This is a genomic window from Enterobacter sp. 01-M-02-SI-ECC (assembly GCF_047530595.1).
Taxonomy (GTDB): domain Bacteria; phylum Pseudomonadota; class Gammaproteobacteria; order Enterobacterales; family Enterobacteriaceae; genus Enterobacter; species Enterobacter cloacae_M.
Genome location: NZ_JBLKCZ010000001.1, coordinates 92,974 through 110,023 on the forward strand (window position 1 = coordinate 92,974; position 17,050 = coordinate 110,023).

At 57.4% G+C, this 17,050-nt stretch carries 19 protein-coding genes; 8 read left to right on the top strand and 11 right to left on the bottom strand.

Going from position 1 to position 17,050, the window contains the following annotated elements:
• Positions 1-33: 33 nt before the first annotated feature.
• The gene (gene bssR, locus ACMWLG_RS00425) at positions 34-417 is read left to right on the top strand and encodes a biofilm formation regulator BssR (RefSeq protein WP_045355708.1); all 384 of its coding nucleotides are present in this window, start codon (positions 34-36) and stop codon (positions 415-417) included.
• A 106-nt stretch (positions 418-523) separates the two neighbouring features.
• Positions 524-1,642, top strand: coding sequence for a PQQ-dependent sugar dehydrogenase (locus tag ACMWLG_RS00430; RefSeq protein ID WP_045403706.1), 1,119 nt, complete (start codon positions 524-526; stop codon positions 1,640-1,642).
• On the opposite strand, the gene ACMWLG_RS00435 is transcribed toward ACMWLG_RS00430, so the two are convergent.
• Positions 1,643-2,269 carry a glutathione S-transferase family protein gene (locus ACMWLG_RS00435; protein WP_045403705.1) on the bottom strand — a complete coding sequence of 209 codons (627 nt, stop codon included), beginning with the start codon at positions 2,267-2,269 and terminating at the stop codon, positions 1,643-1,645.
• A gap of 240 nt (positions 2,270-2,509) precedes the next feature.
• Here ACMWLG_RS00435 and dacC point away from each other — a divergent pair, with 240 nt between their 5' ends.
• Positions 2,510-3,715 carry a serine-type D-Ala-D-Ala carboxypeptidase gene (gene dacC, locus ACMWLG_RS00440; protein WP_023310917.1) on the top strand — a complete coding sequence of 402 codons (1,206 nt, stop codon included), beginning with the start codon at positions 2,510-2,512 and terminating at the stop codon, positions 3,713-3,715.
• Between the two features lie 97 nt (positions 3,716-3,812).
• Here the strand turns inward: dacC and deoR are convergent, their stop codons facing one another.
• The 3 genes from deoR to ACMWLG_RS00455 all read right to left on the bottom strand — a co-directional run bounded on the left by deoR (position 3,813) and on the right by ACMWLG_RS00455 (position 5,983).
• The gene (deoR, locus tag ACMWLG_RS00445) at positions 3,813-4,571 is read right to left on the bottom strand and encodes a DNA-binding transcriptional repressor DeoR (protein WP_008503427.1); all 759 of its coding nucleotides are present in this window, start codon (positions 4,569-4,571) and stop codon (positions 3,813-3,815) included.
• A gap of 67 nt (positions 4,572-4,638) precedes the next feature.
• The gene (ybjG, locus tag ACMWLG_RS00450; RefSeq protein ID WP_023310918.1) at positions 4,639-5,247 is read right to left on the bottom strand and encodes an undecaprenyl-diphosphate phosphatase; all 609 of its coding nucleotides are present in this window, start codon (positions 5,245-5,247) and stop codon (positions 4,639-4,641) included.
• Between the two features lie 7 nt (positions 5,248-5,254).
• Complete coding sequence (locus ACMWLG_RS00455; RefSeq protein WP_045403704.1) at positions 5,255-5,983, bottom strand: phosphatase PAP2 family protein; 729 nt, start codon at positions 5,981-5,983, stop codon at positions 5,255-5,257.
• 168 nt (positions 5,984-6,151) lie between these two features.
• Here ACMWLG_RS00455 and ACMWLG_RS00460 point away from each other — a divergent pair, with 168 nt between their 5' ends.
• Positions 6,152-7,384, top strand: a complete 1,233-nt coding sequence (locus tag ACMWLG_RS00460; protein ID WP_045355703.1) for an MFS transporter — start codon at positions 6,152-6,154, stop codon at positions 7,382-7,384.
• A 90-nt stretch (positions 7,385-7,474) separates the two neighbouring features.
• Here ACMWLG_RS00460 and ACMWLG_RS00465 read toward each other — a convergent pair whose 3' ends face one another.
• On the bottom strand, positions 7,475-8,287 hold the full coding sequence (locus ACMWLG_RS00465) for a Cof-type HAD-IIB family hydrolase (RefSeq protein ID WP_045403703.1): 813 nt from the start codon (positions 8,285-8,287) through the stop codon (positions 7,475-7,477).
• The gene (locus ACMWLG_RS00470; RefSeq protein ID WP_023310922.1) at positions 8,277-9,491 is read right to left on the bottom strand and encodes an MFS transporter; all 1,215 of its coding nucleotides are present in this window, start codon (positions 9,489-9,491) and stop codon (positions 8,277-8,279) included. Before ACMWLG_RS00470 ends, ACMWLG_RS00465 begins: the two co-directional genes overlap by 11 nt.
• An 81-nt stretch (positions 9,492-9,572) precedes the next feature.
• Between ACMWLG_RS00470 and ACMWLG_RS00475 the strand changes: the two genes are divergently transcribed.
• Positions 9,573-10,124, top strand: coding sequence for a TetR/AcrR family transcriptional regulator (locus ACMWLG_RS00475; RefSeq protein WP_414762934.1), 552 nt, complete (start codon positions 9,573-9,575; stop codon positions 10,122-10,124).
• Positions 10,125-10,145: 21 nt separating this feature from the next.
• Here ACMWLG_RS00475 and arsC read toward each other — a convergent pair whose 3' ends face one another.
• From arsC to ACMWLG_RS00495, 4 genes are all read right to left on the bottom strand, one after another.
• On the bottom strand, positions 10,146-10,577 hold the full coding sequence (arsC, locus tag ACMWLG_RS00480) for a glutaredoxin-dependent arsenate reductase (protein ID WP_023310924.1): 432 nt from the start codon (positions 10,575-10,577) through the stop codon (positions 10,146-10,148).
• Positions 10,578-10,589: 12 nt separating this feature from the next.
• Positions 10,590-11,879, bottom strand: coding sequence for an arsenic transporter (locus tag ACMWLG_RS00485; protein WP_045403700.1), 1,290 nt, complete (start codon positions 11,877-11,879; stop codon positions 10,590-10,592).
• A gap of 40 nt (positions 11,880-11,919) precedes the next feature.
• Positions 11,920-12,240: a metalloregulator ArsR/SmtB family transcription factor gene (locus ACMWLG_RS00490; protein WP_045403696.1), complete on the bottom strand. Its 321-nt coding sequence runs from the start codon at positions 12,238-12,240 to the stop codon at positions 11,920-11,922.
• 251 nt (positions 12,241-12,491) lie between these two features.
• Positions 12,492-14,177: an aspartate:alanine antiporter gene (locus ACMWLG_RS00495; protein WP_045403694.1), complete on the bottom strand. Its 1,686-nt coding sequence runs from the start codon at positions 14,175-14,177 to the stop codon at positions 12,492-12,494.
• Positions 14,178-14,450: 273 nt separating this feature from the next.
• Between ACMWLG_RS00495 and ACMWLG_RS00500 the strand changes: the two genes are divergently transcribed.
• Complete coding sequence (locus ACMWLG_RS00500) at positions 14,451-14,825, top strand: inner membrane protein YbjM (protein ID WP_023310928.1); 375 nt, start codon at positions 14,451-14,453, stop codon at positions 14,823-14,825.
• A gap of 30 nt (positions 14,826-14,855) precedes the next feature.
• Here ACMWLG_RS00500 and ACMWLG_RS00505 read toward each other — a convergent pair whose 3' ends face one another.
• Positions 14,856-15,125 carry a GrxA family glutaredoxin gene (locus ACMWLG_RS00505; protein WP_006809455.1) on the bottom strand — a complete coding sequence of 90 codons (270 nt, stop codon included), beginning with the start codon at positions 15,123-15,125 and terminating at the stop codon, positions 14,856-14,858.
• A gap of 184 nt (positions 15,126-15,309) precedes the next feature.
• On the opposite strand from ACMWLG_RS00505, the gene nfsA reads away from it, so the two are divergent.
• A complete protein-coding gene (gene nfsA / locus ACMWLG_RS00510) occupies positions 15,310-16,032 on the top strand; it encodes a nitroreductase NfsA (RefSeq protein WP_045403691.1) in 723 nt (240 codons plus the stop codon).
• A 69-nt stretch (positions 16,033-16,101) separates the two neighbouring features.
• Positions 16,102-17,004 carry a 30S ribosomal protein S6--L-glutamate ligase gene (gene rimK / locus ACMWLG_RS00515; protein ID WP_024907857.1) on the top strand — a complete coding sequence of 301 codons (903 nt, stop codon included), beginning with the start codon at positions 16,102-16,104 and terminating at the stop codon, positions 17,002-17,004.
• Positions 17,005-17,050: the final 46 nt, after the last annotated feature.

The following is a 17,050-nucleotide window of genomic DNA, read 5'->3' on the forward strand; positions in this document are numbered from 1 at the left end:
CTATGCACAATGGCTGACAGAGGAGGAAAGAGCATGACCGTTGACAGACTTAAACGCGATCTGCTTACCAAGCTGATCAACGCCCGAATCGACCTGGCCGCGTACCTGCAGTTGAGGAAGGCAAAAGGGTATATGTCAGTCAGCGAAAGCGAACATCTGCGTGATAACCTGTTTGAACTTTGCAATTTCATGCGTGAAAAAGCACCGACCCTGAAGGCGAAATACGGCGAAAGTGAGCTGATCGCCCTGCGCCGCGCCGCTGAGGTGCTTTCCATCGCTGGGGTATGTTTGATGAACGGACGCCACGACTGCCCGAATTTTATCGCTGTTAACGCGGAGAAGCTTGAAAACTGCCTGACCACGCTCTCTCTATGCATCATGTGCCTGAACGAGCACGAGAAGCTTGAACAGCACTGACCCAGGGGGAGGCAACTCCCCCTTCTGATTAAGCTTTTGTAAAAGTGGTAACGCGTCCGGATGCAGTGGCTAACCTTTATGCCATATGCCGATAAAGGAGCGCGTTATGCCTCGATCCTTGCTAATTTCCCTGCCTGCGCTGTTCATTCCGTTTTCGCTTCTTGCTGCCCCGGAGGCGGTCAAGGTCGAGGTGCTGCAAAACAAACTCGATCATCCCTGGTCTCTGGCGTTTCTGCCGGACAATAAAGGCCTGCTGGTGACCCTGAAGGGCGGTCAGCTCAAACGCTGGCAGGCCGGAAAAGGGCTGTCCGATCCGATTGTCGGCGTGCCGAAGGTCTGGGCAAACGGTCAGGGAGGATTGCTGGACGTGGTCCTCGCCCCGGATTTTGAAAAATCGCGCCGCGTCTGGCTGAGCTTCGCCGAAGCCGGAAGTGACGGCAAAGCCGGAACGGCGGTGGGCTATGGCCGGTTAAGCGATGATTTTACGCGCATTGAAACCTTCCAGGTGGTGTTCCGCCAGATGCCGAAACTCTCCACCGGTAACCATTTTGGTGGGCGGCTGGTATTCGACGGCAAAGGCTCGCTCTTTATCGGACTCGGCGAGAACAACCAGCGCCCGACGGCGCAGGATCTGGATAAATTGCAGGGTAAAGTGGTGCGCCTCACCGAAGACGGAAAAGTGCCGCCGGATAACCCGTTTGTGAATACCCCCGGCGCGCGACCCGAAATCTGGTCTTACGGCATTCGCAACCCGCAGGGGATGGCGATGAATCCCTGGAGCGACGCGCTGTGGCTGAACGAGCACGGCCCGCGCGGCGGGGATGAGATCAACATTCCGGAGAAAGGAAAGAACTACGGCTGGCCGCTGGCGACGCACGGCATTAACTACAGCGGTCTGAAAATTCCTGAAGCCAAAGGCGAACACGTTGAGGGAACCGAAAAACCGCTGTTCGTCTGGAAAGTGTCGCCCGCCGTGAGCGGTATGGCGTTTTACAACAGCGACGTCTTCCCGCAGTGGAAAAACAAGCTGTTTATCGGCGCGCTGAAGGAAAAGGACGTTATCGTGCTGAGCGTGGAGGGCAATAAGGTAACGGAGGACGGGCGAATTCTGGGCGACCGGGATAAACGTATTCGCGATGTGCGGGTGGGGCCGGACGGCTATTTATATGTGCTGACCGACGAGACGGACGGGCAGCTGTTAAAAGTCAGCCCGTCCGGTGCGTAATCAGGTGACCGGGATCATTACCACGTTGCGGTACGCCGGGCGATCGCTCAGCTGTTTCAGCCAGCGCTCAAGGTGAGGGCGCGGCGTCCACTTCAGGCCCATGTTGGTCAGGTTCCAGACGAACGGCGCCACGGCGATATCGCCTGTGCCGAACGCCTCGCCGGAGAACCAGGCGTGCTTCGCCAGCTCGTCATCCATCATCGCGAAAAGATTTTCGCAGGCATCCTGCGCGGCGTGAATCGCGGGATAATCGCGTTCGGCTTCCGGCGTGCGGATAAGTCCCATCAGGATCACGCGGTGGGTCGGGGATAGCGTCTGGTTCGCCCAGTCCATCCACTTTTCACCCTGGGCGCGCTGCGCCGGGTTTTCTACCCACAGACGCCCTTGACCATACTGGGCGGCGAGGTAACGCACAATGGTGTTAGATTCCCAAAGCGTCGCGTCGGTTTCATCATCGCGCAGCAGCGGCACCAGGCCGTTCGGGTTCATGGCCAGATAGTCGGCCTCTTTATTCACGCCGAACGACATGCCGGCCATGATTTGATTGAACGGTAAATCCAGCTCCTCAAGCGTCCAGAGCACTTTCTTAACGTTGGTCGAGTTGTTCCTGCCCCAAAGCGTAATCATATTTACTCCTGATGAGATGTGAATCCGGGTCAGCTTTCGCCATGGTGAGATAAACCTAACAATTACGCAACAGAAGACAAAAAAATCGTCTGAATCAAAGCGTATCTGAATGTTATTGCATAAACTTTAATAACTTTACCCTCGTTGGGTTTCTTTAACCGTTTTAGTGCGCTATTACTCATCGCTTCTTGCGACACGGTGATGTGACGTAATTTTTGAATGGACACTCGGGTGGCATTTATGACGCGTAAAATGACTTCTCTGCGCAGCCTTGCGACAGGCTCTGCGCTCCTTTTCCTGTTTGCACCAACGCTCTACGCAGCTGAACAGGCTGCGCCCGAAGCGCCGCCTGTGGATGCGCGCGCCTGGATCCTGATGGACTATTCCAGCGGTAAAGTGCTGGCGGAAGGCAATGCGGATGAGAAACTCGATCCGGCAAGCCTGACCAAAATCATGACCAGCTATGTGGTAGGCCAGGCGTTGAAAGCGGGCAAGATCAAGCTGGACGATATGGTGACCATCGGTAAGGACGCGTGGGCGACCGGCAACCCGGCGCTGCGGGGTTCTTCGGTGATGTTCCTGAAGCCGGGGGATCAGGTCTCCGTTTCCGATCTGAACAAAGGGGTAATTATTCAGTCGGGAAATGATGCATGTATCGCGCTGGCCGATTACGTTGCCGGCAGTCAGGATTCTTTCATTGGTTTGATGAATGGCTACGCGCAGAAATTGGGCTTAACCAACACCACGTTCAAAACGGTTCACGGTCTGGATGCACCGGGACAGTTCAGTACCGCGCGCGACATGGCGCTGCTGGGGAAAGCGCTGATCCACGACGTGCCGGATGAATACGCCATCCACAAAGAGAAAGAGTTTACCTTCAATAAAATCCGCCAGCCGAACCGCAACCGCCTGCTGTGGAGCAGCAACGTTAACGTGGACGGAATGAAAACCGGCACCACGGCGGGCGCAGGCTATAACCTTGTGGCCTCCGCGACCCAGGGCGACATGCGCCTGATTTCGGTGGTGCTGGGTACTAAAACCGATCGCATCCGTTTTAACGAATCAGAAAAACTCCTGACCTGGGGCTTCCGCTTCTATGAGACCGTGACGCCGATTAAACCGGATGCCACGTTCGTCAGCCAGCGCGTCTGGTTTGGCGACAAGAGTGAAGTCAATCTCGGGGCGGGTGAAGGCGGCTCGGTGACCATTCCGCGCGGTCAGCTAAAAAACCTGAAGGCCAGCTATACCCTGACCGACCCGCAGCTCACGGCTCCGCTGAAAAAAGGCCAGGTGGTCGGGACGATTGATTTCCAGCTAAACGGGAAGTCGATTGAACAGCGTCCGCTGATTGTGATGGAAGCGGTGGAAGAGGGCGGCTTCTTCAGCCGGATGTGGGATTTCGTGATGATGAAATTCCACGGGTGGTTTGGCAGCTGGTTCAGCTAAGTTTTTTGCCGGGTAGCGCTGCGCTTACCCGGCCTGTGTTTTTTCTCCCTCTCCCTGTGGGAGAGGGCCGGGGTGCGGGCATCAGACTGCACCCCTCTTAATACATCAACTTCACCTGCTGCGCCTTTGCGTGGGCCACAATCTCGTCGTCCGGGCGGCAGTCGCTGACGATGGCGTCAAACTGCGCCAGCTCCCCCATTCTTGCCGAACGCACCTTGCCAAACTTGCTGTGATCGACCACCAGCACATGATACTGCGCCGCGCTTAACGCCCAGTGCTTCACCGGCAGCTCTTCCAGGTTAAAGCAGGTCGCGCCCTGACGCACGTTGACGCCTGCGGCGGAATAAAACGCAATGTCCGGGCAGAGATTGCTGAGCGTATCTTGCAGGTTAAGCGGCTTAAAGATGGCGTTGCTGGCGTGAAACTCGCCGCCGCAGAGGATCACCCGGCACTCGGGTTTCTCCTGCAGCGCCAGAAAGGTGTTCAGGGAGTAGCACACGGCGGTAAAAGGGATGCTGCTGTCGATAGCTTCGATAATCCACGGCGTGGTGGTTCCGCAGTCAAAAAACAGCGTCTGGTGCGGCTGTACCAGTGAGGCCGCAAGCCGGGCGGCCTTACGCTTCTCTTCCACCAGGCGCGTCTTCTGGTCGCTGATCAGGTAATGGCTGGCGCTACGCGGCTCAAGCACAATATACCCGCCCAGCAGCACGACGGGCGCGCTTTCGCTGTTCAGATCCCGACGAATGGTCATCTCTGAGACGCCGAGGAGGTTGGCGGCTTCCTTAAGATGCAGCTTATCGCTGCGCTTCAGCGCCTGTAGCAGCTGAGCAATGCGGTCATCGCGACGTGTTTCCATAGTTCCTCGGGATAAAAAAGTGAACCCCCGCAGGGCGGGGGTTCAAGTGTAACCTGTCAGGTTGGGGTTAGTCACGTATCCAGCCTTTGCGGATCGGGATAGCGAAAATGGCGCGATAGAGCGAAGACAGCGTGCGGTAGAGCGCTTCACCGAAGAGGCTCCACAGGATAGCCGCGCTCACGCAGCCAATCATCCCGACCAGGAAACCGCCCACCATATCCAGCGGCCAGTGAACGCCCAGGTAAACGCGAGACCAGGCGATTGCCAGGGCCGCCACCATCAGGACCGCGCCGGACCACAGGCGATGCCAGAACAGGAAAGCCAGCGCGAAGGTGAAGATCACCGTACCGTGATCGCTCGGGAACGAGTCATCCGGCGCGTGGTGCAGGAAGGTATAGCCGACGTGATCAACAAAAGGACGATCGTGCGGGAAGACATGGCCGAGAATGTAGCTGACCAGGACGCTTACCCCGAGCGCCATCGCCACTTTAATCACCAGCTGGCGCTGCGCCTTCACCTGGCTGCGGGGCCCCCACAGCCAGAGAATCGCAGCCAGTGCAGGCACGATGCTGATCAGATCTTTTGCCAGAAAGGTGGCAAAATCGATCGTCCACTCAGGCGAGGCTGGCGTGGCGTTGATCAGATAAAACAGCTGATAATTCAGATTCTCTAACATAGCGTTATCACTCTTTAGCAAACCGGGTGGAAATAAGTCCGTAGACAACCACCTGGGAAAACCAGACCCACCACCCGGCCCACAGGTTGTGAGAGAAAAAATGCGCCCCGCGCATGACCTGGCCGTAGCCCATCGCCAGACCTAACACCACGCCCAGCGCGACGAAGCACCAGGCGAGACGCGGACGCTCGCGCCAGAAGGCAAAAAACAGCCCCATCACCATAAAGCCGCTGGAGGCATGACCGCCGGGAAAACAGCGCCCCGGACCGCTGTCAGCAGGGACGGCGCTGAACAGGGGATAAGACATAGCCTTACCGCCATATTCCACCAGATCCCACGGGCAGCTGTGATGGCTCACGCTTTTCAGCACGCCTACCACCAGCGCGCCAACGCCCATCAGCAGCGCCGCCGTGACCAGCCTTGCGTTGCGCTTGTAGGCGCCGTAAAACAGCGCCACGGCACCTAAGCCGATGGCGATGTACTTCGCCAGGCGGTGGTTCAGCAGATCCAGCAGGTGGTCCTTCTGTAGCGGAAAGCTCTGCGTTGCCGCGTCATACCAAAAGGAGGTGATCCATCTGTCGAGAGCTTCACTGCGCGATAGCCACGTAAACACCACGGCAAGGGCGATCAGTACGAAAAGCTGATAACCATAAAAGCGGCCCGGTAAGCGGTAAAGTCGTTTTGTCTTATTTGTCTGTAAGTTAGACAATTCTGAACGGCTGGAGGTGAGTGCCATAATTTGGGATCGTTGACGAGTAATCGGGCTATCATAGAAGCGTCAACTTAAGGAAACCTTAAACGAAGACGATATGTGCTTTATTTCTGTTTATCCTCGATAAATCACTATCTCGGGCTGCGGCATTTCATTAAACTCGTCGCGATTTTGTCATTATAAAGAGATTGCATGTTAAACCGTTCTTCTTCTGGTTCACGTCTGGGTCGTCAGGCGTTGCTTTTCCCTCTGTGTCTGGTGCTCTACGAATTCTCTACCTATATCGGCAACGATATGATCCAGCCCGGTATGCTGGCCGTTGTGGCGCAGTACAACGCGGGTATTGAGTGGGTGCCGACCTCCATGACCGCCTATCTGGCCGGCGGCATGTTTTTACAGTGGCTGTTAGGGCCGCTGTCGGATCGTATTGGCCGCCGTCCGGTAATGCTCACGGGCGTGGTGTGGTTTATCGTCACCTGTCTCGCCACGCTGCTGGCGCAAAACATTGAACAATTTACCCTGCTGCGTTTCCTGCAGGGGGTGAGCCTGTGCTTTATCGGCGCCGTGGGGTATGCCGCCATTCAGGAGTCGTTTGAAGAGGCGGTGTGTATCAAAATTACCGCGCTGATGGCGAACGTGGCGCTGATCGCCCCCTTACTCGGGCCGCTGGTGGGTGCCGCGTGGGTGCACGTTGCGCCGTGGGAAGGGATGTTTGTGCTCTTTGCGGTTCTCGCCGCCTTCGCGTTCTTTGGCCTGCACCGGGCGATGCCGGAAACGGCCACCCGCATCGGCGAGAAACTCTCGCTGAAAGAGCTGGGTCGGGATTACAAAGAGGTGCTGAAGAACGGCCGCTTTGTGGCGGGCGCGCTGGCGACCGGGTTCGTTAGCCTGCCGCTGCTGGCGTGGATCGCGCAGTCGCCGGTCATTATCATCAGCGGTGAAAAGCTCAGCAGCTACGAGTATGGCCTGCTGCAGGTGCCGATCTTTGGCGCGCTGATTATCGGGAACCTGGTGCTGGCACGTTTGACGTCACGACGCACCGTGCGTTCGCTGATTATCATGGGCGGCTGGCCGATTGCGGCAGGGCTGATTCTGGCTGCGGTGGCTACCGTCGCGTCATCCCACGCCTACCTGTGGATGACGGCGGGGCTCAGTCTTTATGCCTTCGGGATTGGCGTGGCCAACGCCGGGCTGGTGCGCCTGACGCTGTTTGCCAGCGAGATGAGTAAAGGCACGGTGTCAGCTGCGATGGGGATGCTGCAGATGCTGATTTTTACCGTCGGTATCGAAGTGAGCAAGCATGCCTACGCGATGGGCGGCAACGGGCTGTTCAGCCTGTTTAACCTCGCCAACGGCGTGCTGTGGGTTGGCCTGATGGTGGTGTTCCTGAAAGACAAACGCGTCGGGAACGCCCTGCAACCTTAACCTGTTTATTCCCTCTTCCTGTTGGCGAGCACGGAACAGTCCCCTCTCCCTGTGGGAGAGGGCTAGGGTGAGGGCACCAGACCGCACCGGTCAATTAAACGGTGCCTCCCCGTTCAACACCTTCTCAATCACGTTTAAAACGCCTTCATCATTATTATGCGGCGCTTCAAAACGCGCTGCCGCTTTGATATGCGGTCTGGCATTCGCCATCGCAAAGCTGAAACCGGACTGGCGCAGCATCTCCACGTCGTTGCCGCTGTCGCCGAAGGCCACCACTTCGCTATCGTCAATGCCCCAGCGCTTTTGCAGGATCCGCAGGCCGTTGGCTTTATGCACGCCGGGGATGATCAGGTCGATACTGCCGTGGCCGGTGGTGACGGGGACCATGATGTCACTCAGCTTTTCATGCAGCAGCGCCTGAATACGCGGAATTTCATCGTCAGACACGTTGAGTCCGAACTTGAAGAAAATATCGTTCAGGTTGTCGAAATTACTCACCATTTCCAGACGGTGATAGTACTTCGCCGCGATCTCCTTAAAGCCCTCGTCATAGCATTTCAGCGTGTACGCGCTGCTTTTCCCGCAGGCGATAATCTCAATGCCCGTAACCTCGTTTAACACGTTCGCGACGGTCTCGAAATGGGCTTTCGACAGTTCGCCGTTAAAAACATCTTCACCTTCGCTTACGACCCAGCCGCCGTTTTCGGCGACGAACGCAATTTCATGCGCAATCTCCGGGAAAAAGGAGATCAGCTGGTAATACTGGTTGCCGCTGGCGACCACGAAGCGAATGCCTTGCGCCTTCATGCGGGCATACTGCGCCAGAAAGCGCGGCCGATTATAGGTCTTGGCATCGCTCAGAAAAGTGCCATCCATGTCGACGGCGATCAGTTTAACGCTCATATCCCTTCTCCAGTGTCGTTTGATTTGTTTCCGGCTTTGCCACCGCGCGCGCCACCAGCGCGGCGATGATGACCAACCCTAACACCACCAGCATGGCGCTGCGCAGCCCGTAGTGCTCGCCGAGGAAGCCGAGCAGCGGCGGCCCGACCAGGAAGGCGAGATAGCCCGTGGTTGCCACCACGCTGACGCGCGTCGGGGCATCCGGGCCGGTATCGCTGGCGGCTGAAATGGTCAGCGGGAAGCCGAGGGACGCGCCCAGCCCCCAGAGGATCACCGAGACGCCGGCAATCCAGTCCACATCCACAAAGATGATCATCGCGATACCCAGGCCGCCCAGCAGGGCGCTGGCGCGTACCACCGCCACGCGGCTGTAGCGGTCGATAAACCAGCCGCCGGTGAAGCGCCCGACGGTCATCCCCAGCGTAAACCCGGCGTAAATCAGCGAGCCGGAGGTCGGGCTGAAGCCGTGACCGTCCACCATCAGCAGCGGCAGCCAGTCGTTGGCGGAGCCCTCTGCGAAGGCCATCGCCAGCACCACCACGCCGATCAGCATCAGCTGGAAGTCGCGGTAGAAGGGCAGCCCTTTTTCAGCCGAGTGCTGTTCGTCAGCGGAGTTCTTACCGGTGCCGTCCGGGATGGCCCGGATGCCGGTCAGGATCGGAATGATGCACACCAGCGCCGCCAGCAGGATATGCAGATTCGCGCTCACGCCGGTGGCCGTCAGCGCCATCCCCACGCCCGCACCGGCCAGCGTGCCGAGGCTGTAAAAACCGTGCATCATTGGCAGCACGGTTTTATTCATTTCACGTTCGACCGCCGCCCCTTCCACGTTGATAGCAACTTCCGCCGAACCGAAGCTGCCGCCAAATACCGTCAGGCCCAGGGCGAACAGCACCGGCGAGGCAAACCACAGCGCCACGCTTAATATTCCCATTCCGAACACGGCAAAGCACATGGTGGTGCGGATCACCGCTCGCGTACCAAAGCGCTTTACCAGCCACGCGGAGCAGAGAATGCCGCTCATGGAGCCTATCGACAGGCCGAACAGTACGATGCCCATCTCGGCGGTAGAAACGGACAAAATATCGCGAATGGCGGGGGTGCGCGTGGCCCAGGAGGCCATCAGCAGGCCGGGAATGAAGAAGAACATAAACAGCGCCCACAGGCGTCGCTGCAGGGCTTTACGGGGAGAGGTCAGCGTCATCGGGATAGCACCAGAAGTACAACAATAGCGACAACACTAGCAAGTTTGTGTACATTTGTACACAAACCACGTGAGGAATTTATGAGCAGACCACCGAACGATCCGCATCGCCGGGAGAAGATCCTGCAGGCAACGCTCGATACCATCGCCGAACACGGCATTCACGCCGTCACGCACCGTAAAATCGCCACCTGCGCGGGCGTGCCGCTGGGGTCGATGACCTACTATTTCGACGGCATGGAGCCGCTGCTGGAGGAGGCCTTCACGTGGTTTACCCGGCTGATGTCGCAGCAGTATCGGGATTTCTTCGCGGGCGTCACCGGGCCGGAAATGGCGAGCGAAGCCATCACCACGCTGATCCACAGCTCGCAGGTGACCACGCCGCACAACATGGCGCTGATGTATCAGCTCTATGCCTTTATGCACCGCAGCGCGGCGCTCAAAACGGTGATGCAGGACTGGATGAAGATGAGCCAGACCACGCTGGAGCAGTGGTTCGACCCGGTGACCACCCGCGCGCTGGACGCGTTTATTGAAGGGATGACGCTGCACTACGTGACCGACCGGGCGCCGTTAACCCGCGAAGAGATCCGGGCGATGGTGGGGAGAATTGCGGGCGAGGGGAATCCTTAGGTAACACTCGCCCTGCCAGTTTTACCTGTGTTCGATTTTTTTCCCGCTGGCGTCCACCACCGCTTCGCCATCCTCTTTCGTAAACGCCCCTTTCTGCGCATCCGGCAGGATGTCGAGGACGACTTCAGACGGGCGGCACAGGCGGGTGCCCAGCGGCGTCACCACGATCGGACGGTTAATCAGGATCGGGTGTTGCAGCATAAAATCAATAAGCTGGTCGTCGGTGAAGTTATCTTCAGCAAGGCCGAGCTGTTCATAGGGCTCCACGTTTTTACGCAGCAGATCTCGCACTGAAATGCCCATCTCGGCAATCAGAGCGGTCAGCGTATCGCGCGACGGCGGGGTTTCCAGATAGAGGATAATCTCTGGCTCGGTGCCGCTGTTGCGGATCATCTCCAGCGTGTTGCGCGAGGTTCCGCAGGCCGGGTTGTGATAAATGGTGATGTGGCTCATATCAGTGGCTCATTACAGTGTGAAGGATAGACGTAGCGCCAGCGCGGCGAGCGTCACAAACAGGACCGGCAGCGTCATAATGATGCCCGTCCGGAAATAGTAGCCCCAGGTGATCGTCATGTTCTTCTGCGCCAGCACGTGGAGCCAGAGCAGGGTGGCGAGGCTGCCGATAGGCGTGATTTTCGGCCCCAGATCGCAGCCAATCACGTTGGCGTAAATCATCGCTTCCTTAATCAATCCTGTCGCCGTACTGCCCTCGATGGAGAGCGCGCCAATCAGCACCGTGGGCATATTGTTCATTATGGATGACAGAAACGCAGTGATGAACCCGGTTCCCAGCGTGGTGGCCCACAGACCGTGTCCGGCCAGGCTATCCAGTACGCCTGAGAGATATTCCGTCAGCCCGGCATTGCGCAGGCCATACACCACCAGATACATACCCAGCGAGAAGATGACGATTTGCCACGGTGCGCCGCGCAGCACTTTTCCGGTGTTTATCGCATGTCCGCGTTTTGCGACGGCGAATAAAATCAGCGCGCCGACGGTCGCAATGGCGCTGACAGGAATGCCGAGCGGTTCAAGCACGAAGAAGCCGACGAGAAGTAGCAGCAGCACAATCCAGCCCGTTCTGAACGTCGGGAGATCGTGAATGGCCCGAGTGGGCTCGCGGAGTTTTGCCAGGTCATATTTCGGGGGGATTTCCTTGCGAAAGAACAGATGCAGCATGACCAGAGTTGCGGCAATCGCGGCGATATCCACCGGGATCATTACCGAAGCGTATTCGCTGAACCCCAGCTTAAAGAAGTCTGCCGACACGATGTTGACCAGGTTGGACACAATCAGCGGCAGGCTGGCGGTATCGGCGATGAAGCCCGCCGCCATCACAAACGCCAGCGTGGCCTGCTTGCTGAACCCCAGCGCGAGCAGCATGGCGATGACGATAGGCGTCAGGATCAGCGCCGCGCCGTCATTGGCAAACAGCGCCGCCACGGCTGCACCCAGCAGCACAATATAAGTAAACAGCAATCGCCCGCGACCGTTCCCCCAGCGGGCGACGTGCAGCGCCGCCCACTCGAAAAAGCCGGACTCGTCCAGCAGCAGGCTGATGATAATGACGGCAATGAACGTCGCCGTAGCGTTCCAGACGATATTCCACACCACAGGTATATCGTTAATGTGAATCACGCCGCTGGCCAGCGCCAGCACGGCACCGATGGTCGCGCTCCAGCCGATACTGAGTCCCCTGGGCTGCCAGATGACCAGTACCAATGTGAATAAAAAAATCGCTCCTGCCAGAAACATCGCTTACTCCGTTATATCTGTTTTTGTGAATGTATTGTTATCAACACGAGCCTGAAAGTCGGTTTTTCAGCTTCATGCGCGTCTCTTCCCGCAGGCAGTTCCAGCTGTTGTCGATAACGACTGCCGCCCACGCAGGCATGTTGGGAGAGAGACGGTAATGGACCCATTTCCCTTCACGGCGATCGATAACCAGCCCGGACTCGCGCAGCAGCGCCATGTGGCGGGAGACCTTAGGCTGCGACTCGGCGGTCGCGGCGCAGAGATCGCAGACGCACAGTTCGCCCGCTTCACGGAGCAGCATGACGATGGCGAGCCGCGTTTCGTCGGAGAGGGTTTTGAAGAGCTGGAGCGGGTGGAGCATGGGATTTCCTGCAGGTGTGATTTTATATATGTTTAATCATATGTGTTTTCGTGGCAAGAGAGAAGAAAAGAATAGAGGAAGGTGAATTTCAGGCAACAAAAAACCCATCAACCTTGAACCAAAACGGCGGGGTTGATGGGCTCCACAAATTGGGGACATCAAAGAAAAGCAGTGGCACTAGTTATGACTGCCCCCTGATAAAAAAGTTCTGCGCGTAACGAAAATATTTTCCCCGCGCGCAAACTTAGGAGTTATCCGAGTCCAGGCCAGATGATAACGATCAGCGTACCCGCCAGCGTCAGCAGCACGTTAGCGATAGCATATGTGCCCGCATAGCCCAGCGCCGGGATGTTGCTGCGTGCGGTATCGCTGATGATTTCCATGGCTGGCGCACAGGTACGCGCGCCCATCATTGCCCCAAAGAGCAGGGCGCGGTTCATGCGCAGCACGTAGGCGCCGAACAGGAAGCAGATAACGACCGGCACCAGGCTGACGATCAGTCCGGACACCAGCATCTGCCAGCCGACGGCGCCCAGGCTGTGGCCGATACCGCTTCCCGCGCTTAAGCCCACGCCCGCCATAAAGACCATCAGACCGAACTCTTTCACCATGTTCAGCGCGCCCTGCGGAATGTAGCCGAAGGTTGGGTGGTTGGCTCGCAGGAAGCCCAGCATGATCCCGGCAAACAGCAGCCCGGCGGCGTTACCGATGCCGAAACTGAAGTTGCTGAACTGGAAGGTGATCATCCCGATCATCAGGCCAACGATAAAGAAGGCGCAGAAGGCCAGCAGGTCGGTGACCTGGCTGTGAATGGAGATAAAGCCGATGCGGTCGGCAACGGTTTTCACGCGTCGTGCGTCGCCGCTAACCTGCAGTACGTCGCCTTTGTTGAGCACGACGTTGTCGTCGATCGGCATCTCTATCTGGCTGCGGATCACGCGGTTGAGGAAGCAGCCGTGGTCGGTCAGCTTCAGCTGCGCCAGACGGCGGCCCACGGCGTTATGGTTTTTCACCACGATCTCTTCGGTGACGATACGCATGTCGAGCAGGTCTCGGTCGAACACCTCTTTGCCGTTACGGAAGCTCGGGTCGAGACGGGCGTGGGCGTCCGGGTAACCCACCAGCGCGATGTCGTCGCCCATCTGCAGCACCGCGTCGCCGTCCGGGTTCGCCAGAATGCCGTTGCGGCGGATACGTTCGATATAGCAGCCCGTCTGGCGGTAAATTCCCAGCTCGCGCAGATTTTTGCCGTCTGCCCATGCCACCAGCTCTGGCCCAACGCGATAGGCGCGGATCACCGGGAGATAGACTTTACGTTTGGAATCGGTATCCAGACCGCGCTCGCGGGCGATTTGCTGGGCGCTGGTCTGCAGATCCTGATGCTGCAGTTTTGGCAGATAGCGCGCGCCGACAATCAGGCTCACCAGACCAATCAGATAGGTCAGGGCATAGCCCAGGCTCAGGTGGTCGAGTGCGGCAGAAAGTTGTGCGCCGGCCATGCCGGAATGACGCAGGGTATCACCGGCACCCACGAGCACGGGAGTGGAGGTCATGGAGCCTGCCAGCATACCGGCCGTTAACCCGATATCCCAGCCAAACAGTTTACCCAGCCCTAACGCGATCAGCAGCGCGCTGCCGACCATCACCAGCGCCAGCATCAGATAATTTTTGCCGTCGCGGAAGAAAATTGAAAAAAAGTTCGGTCCCGCTTCCACGCCAACACAAAAAATAAACAGCATAAAACCTAAGTTGAGCGCGTCCGTGTTAATGCTGAAGTGCTGTTGACCTAATAATAAGGAGACGACTAAAACGCCAATGGAATTACCAAGTTGAACTGAACCCAGGCGCAATTTACCCAGGCAAAGGCCCAGCGCCAGTACCACAAATAATAACAGGATGTAATTCCCATTTAACAAGTCTGCGACGTTTATATTCACGGAGGCTAACTTCTTGTTTACCAGTAAGTTGTTGAATGAAAGGACTATTTGGGCTACTGTTTTCTGGGCCAGGGAACGCGTTCAACCCTCCCTGTTACCTAATTTATTCCCTAAAACATTAGCTGGCCGATAGTTTAATCGTATTAGCTACTGACAGCTACCTATTATCGCATCACCCTGTGCGTACTTTGGCAAGGATTGCCGCACTGCTTTATCTGACTGGGCGTCTACCCGACGAAGGTGTATTTGATAGAGATAAGTCAGGAGGATAGTTTGAACATTAAACGAAACTGGGCGGGGGTGATCAGCTGCTTTTTGCTGTTTACCGTCGTGTGCATGTCGCTCGCTTTTAATGTGAAAGGGGCATTCAGGGCTGCCGGACATCCGGAGCTGGGGCTGCTCTTTTTTACCCTGCCGGGAGCGGCTGCCAGTTTTCTTTCCCGTAAAGGGGAGGTGGTCAAGCCGCTTATTGGCGCAATGCTGGCGGCACCGCTGTGTCTGCTGCTGATGCGCATGCTGTATGTATCAACGCGAAGTTTCTGGCAGGAGCTGGCGTGGTTGCTGAGCGGCGTCTTCTGGTGCGCCCTCGGCGCGCTGTGCTATTTGTTTGTGTGCAGTCTGATTAAGCATCGACGGCACCATAATTAAAAACGCCCTCAGGGTGAGGGCGTCTTCGCATTACTGAGCGGCAAACAGGCCCAGATGCTCTTTGGCGTAAGCTTCAAAGTCAGTGCAACCGCCGATGTGTTTCTGATCGAGGAAGATCTGCGGTACGGTTTCAACCGGCTTGCCGACGGTTTTTTCAAGATCCGCTTTGGTGATGCCTTCCGCGTGGATATCCACGTAGCGGAAGTTGAAGTCATCGCGCTCTTCGGTCAGTTTCTCAGCCAGCTCTTTCGCGCGCACACAGTAAGGGCACCCTGGACGACCAAAAATTACTGCAAACATTTCTCTCTCCTCAAAAAACAAGCCTGACGGCGAATAGGACATATAGTGCCCGATAACCTGCCGCCATTAAAGAAGGTTTCGCCTGTCGCTTTGATACAGTAAGGCTATGTTTCGCCAATTACACCGCGCAAATCATTGCCTATACTGGCTGCCATACGGTTTAAGCAAGACAAAGAGAGACAAGATGACGCCAACCATAGACCTGCTCACATCCCACCGTTCCATCCGCCACTTCACCGACGAGCCGATTACCGAGGCGCAGCGCGAAGCGATCATTAACAGCGCCAGGGCGACCTCCAGCTCCAGCTTCCTGCAGTGCAGCTCGATTATCCGCATCACCGATCCGGCCATGCGTGAACAGTTGGTCACGCTGACCGGCGGGCAGAAGCATGTGGCCCAGGCCGCGGAGTTCTGGGTGTTCTGCGCCGACTTTAACCGCCACCTGCAGATCTGCCCTGAGGCAGAGCTGGGGCTGGCCGAACAGCTGCTGCTGGGCGTGGTGGATACCGCACTGATGGCGCAAAACGCCTTTACGGCGGCGGAGTCGCTGGGTTTGGGCGGCGTCTACATCGGTGGCCTGCGTAACAACATTGAAAGCGTGACCGAGCTGCTGAAGCTGCCAAAACACGTTCTGCCGCTGTTCGGCCTGTGCCTCGGCTGGCCTGCGGATAACCCGGATCTGAAGCCGCGCATTCCTGCCGCCATGCTGGTGCACGAAAACCACTACCAGCCGGTCGATCAGGACGTCCTGAATCAATATGATGAAGAACTGGCGAACTACTACCTGACGCGCGGCAGCAATAACCGTCGCGATACCTGGACTGACCATATTCGTCGCACCATCATTAAAGAAAATCGCCCGTTTATTCTTGATTACCTCCACAAACAGGGATGGGCGACGCGATAGTCCATTCCTCCTGCGCTTGCCTGCGTATATGATACGCAGGCTTTTTCCATGTCTTCAGAGAGGTGCAGGGTGAAAATTGCCATATTGTCCCGGGATGGAACGCTCTATTCATGTAAACGCCTGCGTGAGGCGGCGGCGAAACGCGGGCATCAGGTTGAGATCCTCGACCCGATGTCCTGCTATATGAACATTGACCCGGCCGCCTCGTCGATTCACTACAAAGGCCGGAAGCTGCCGCACTTTGATGCCGTGATCCCGCGCATCGGCTCTCAGATCACCTATTACGGCACCGCCGCGCTGCGCCAGTTCGAGATGCTGGGCAGCTATCCGCTCAACGAATCCGTCGCCATTTCGCGCGCCCGCGACAAGCTGCGCTCGCTGCAGCTGCTCGCCCGTCAGGGGATCGATCTCCCCGTCACGGGGATTGCCCATTCACCGGACGACACCAGCGATCTTATCGACATGGTGGGCGGCGCGCCTTTGGTGATTAAGCTGGTGGAAGGCACGCAGGGCATTGGCGTGGTGCTGGCGGAAACGCGTCAGGCGGCGGAGAGCGTGATTGACGCCTTTAGGGGCCTCAATGCGCACATCCTGGTGCAGGAGTACATCGAAGAGGCGAAAGGGCGCGATATTCGCTGCTTCGTGGTCGGCAATGAGGTGGTGGCGGCCATTGAGCGCCAGGCGAAAGAGGGCGATTTCCGCTCTAACCTTCACCGGGGCGGCATTGCAAGAATCGCGGATATCAGCGATCGCGAACGGGAAATTGCCGTCAAAGCGGCGCAAACCCTGGGGCTGGACGTGGCGGGCGTAGACCTTCTGCGGGCGACGCGCGGGCCGCTGGTCATGGAGGTGAACGCCTCGCCGGGGCTAGAAGGCGTGGAAAAAACCACAGGTGTCGATATTGCGGGTAAAATGATCTCATGGATCGAGCGTCATGCCACGCCGGGCTACTGTCTGAAAACGGGCGGTTAAATGGTATTGAACGCACTTTTTGCGTACCCTATGCACAGATTATATT

Coding starts and splice junctions, on each gene's coding strand:
- bssR (WP_045355708.1), top strand. CDS start 34: ATGACCGTTGACAGACTTAAACGCGATCTGCTTACCAAGCTGATCAAC.
- ACMWLG_RS00430 (WP_045403706.1), top strand. CDS start 524: ATGCCTCGATCCTTGCTAATTTCCCTGCCTGCGCTGTTCATTCCGTTT.
- ACMWLG_RS00435 (WP_045403705.1), bottom strand. CDS start 2,269: ATGATTACGCTTTGGGGCAGGAACAACTCGACCAACGTTAAGAAAGTG.
- dacC (WP_023310917.1), top strand. CDS start 2,510: ATGACGCGTAAAATGACTTCTCTGCGCAGCCTTGCGACAGGCTCTGCG.
- deoR (WP_008503427.1), bottom strand. CDS start 4,571: ATGGAAACACGTCGCGATGACCGCATTGCTCAGCTGCTACAGGCGCTG.
- ybjG (WP_023310918.1), bottom strand. CDS start 5,247: ATGTTAGAGAATCTGAATTATCAGCTGTTTTATCTGATCAACGCCACG.
- ACMWLG_RS00455 (WP_045403704.1), bottom strand. CDS start 5,983: ATGGCACTCACCTCCAGCCGTTCAGAATTGTCTAACTTACAGACAAAT.
- ACMWLG_RS00460 (WP_045355703.1), top strand. CDS start 6,152: ATGTTAAACCGTTCTTCTTCTGGTTCACGTCTGGGTCGTCAGGCGTTG.
- ACMWLG_RS00465 (WP_045403703.1), bottom strand. CDS start 8,287: ATGAGCGTTAAACTGATCGCCGTCGACATGGATGGCACTTTTCTGAGC.
- ACMWLG_RS00470 (WP_023310922.1), bottom strand. CDS start 9,491: ATGACGCTGACCTCTCCCCGTAAAGCCCTGCAGCGACGCCTGTGGGCG.
- ACMWLG_RS00475 (WP_414762934.1), top strand. CDS start 9,573: ATGAGCAGACCACCGAACGATCCGCATCGCCGGGAGAAGATCCTGCAG.
- arsC (WP_023310924.1), bottom strand. CDS start 10,577: ATGAGCCACATCACCATTTATCACAACCCGGCCTGCGGAACCTCGCGC.
- ACMWLG_RS00485 (WP_045403700.1), bottom strand. CDS start 11,879: ATGTTTCTGGCAGGAGCGATTTTTTTATTCACATTGGTACTGGTCATC.
- ACMWLG_RS00490 (WP_045403696.1), bottom strand. CDS start 12,240: ATGCTCCACCCGCTCCAGCTCTTCAAAACCCTCTCCGACGAAACGCGG.
- ACMWLG_RS00505 (WP_006809455.1), bottom strand. CDS start 15,125: ATGTTTGCAGTAATTTTTGGTCGTCCAGGGTGCCCTTACTGTGTGCGC.
- nfsA (WP_045403691.1), top strand. CDS start 15,310: ATGACGCCAACCATAGACCTGCTCACATCCCACCGTTCCATCCGCCAC.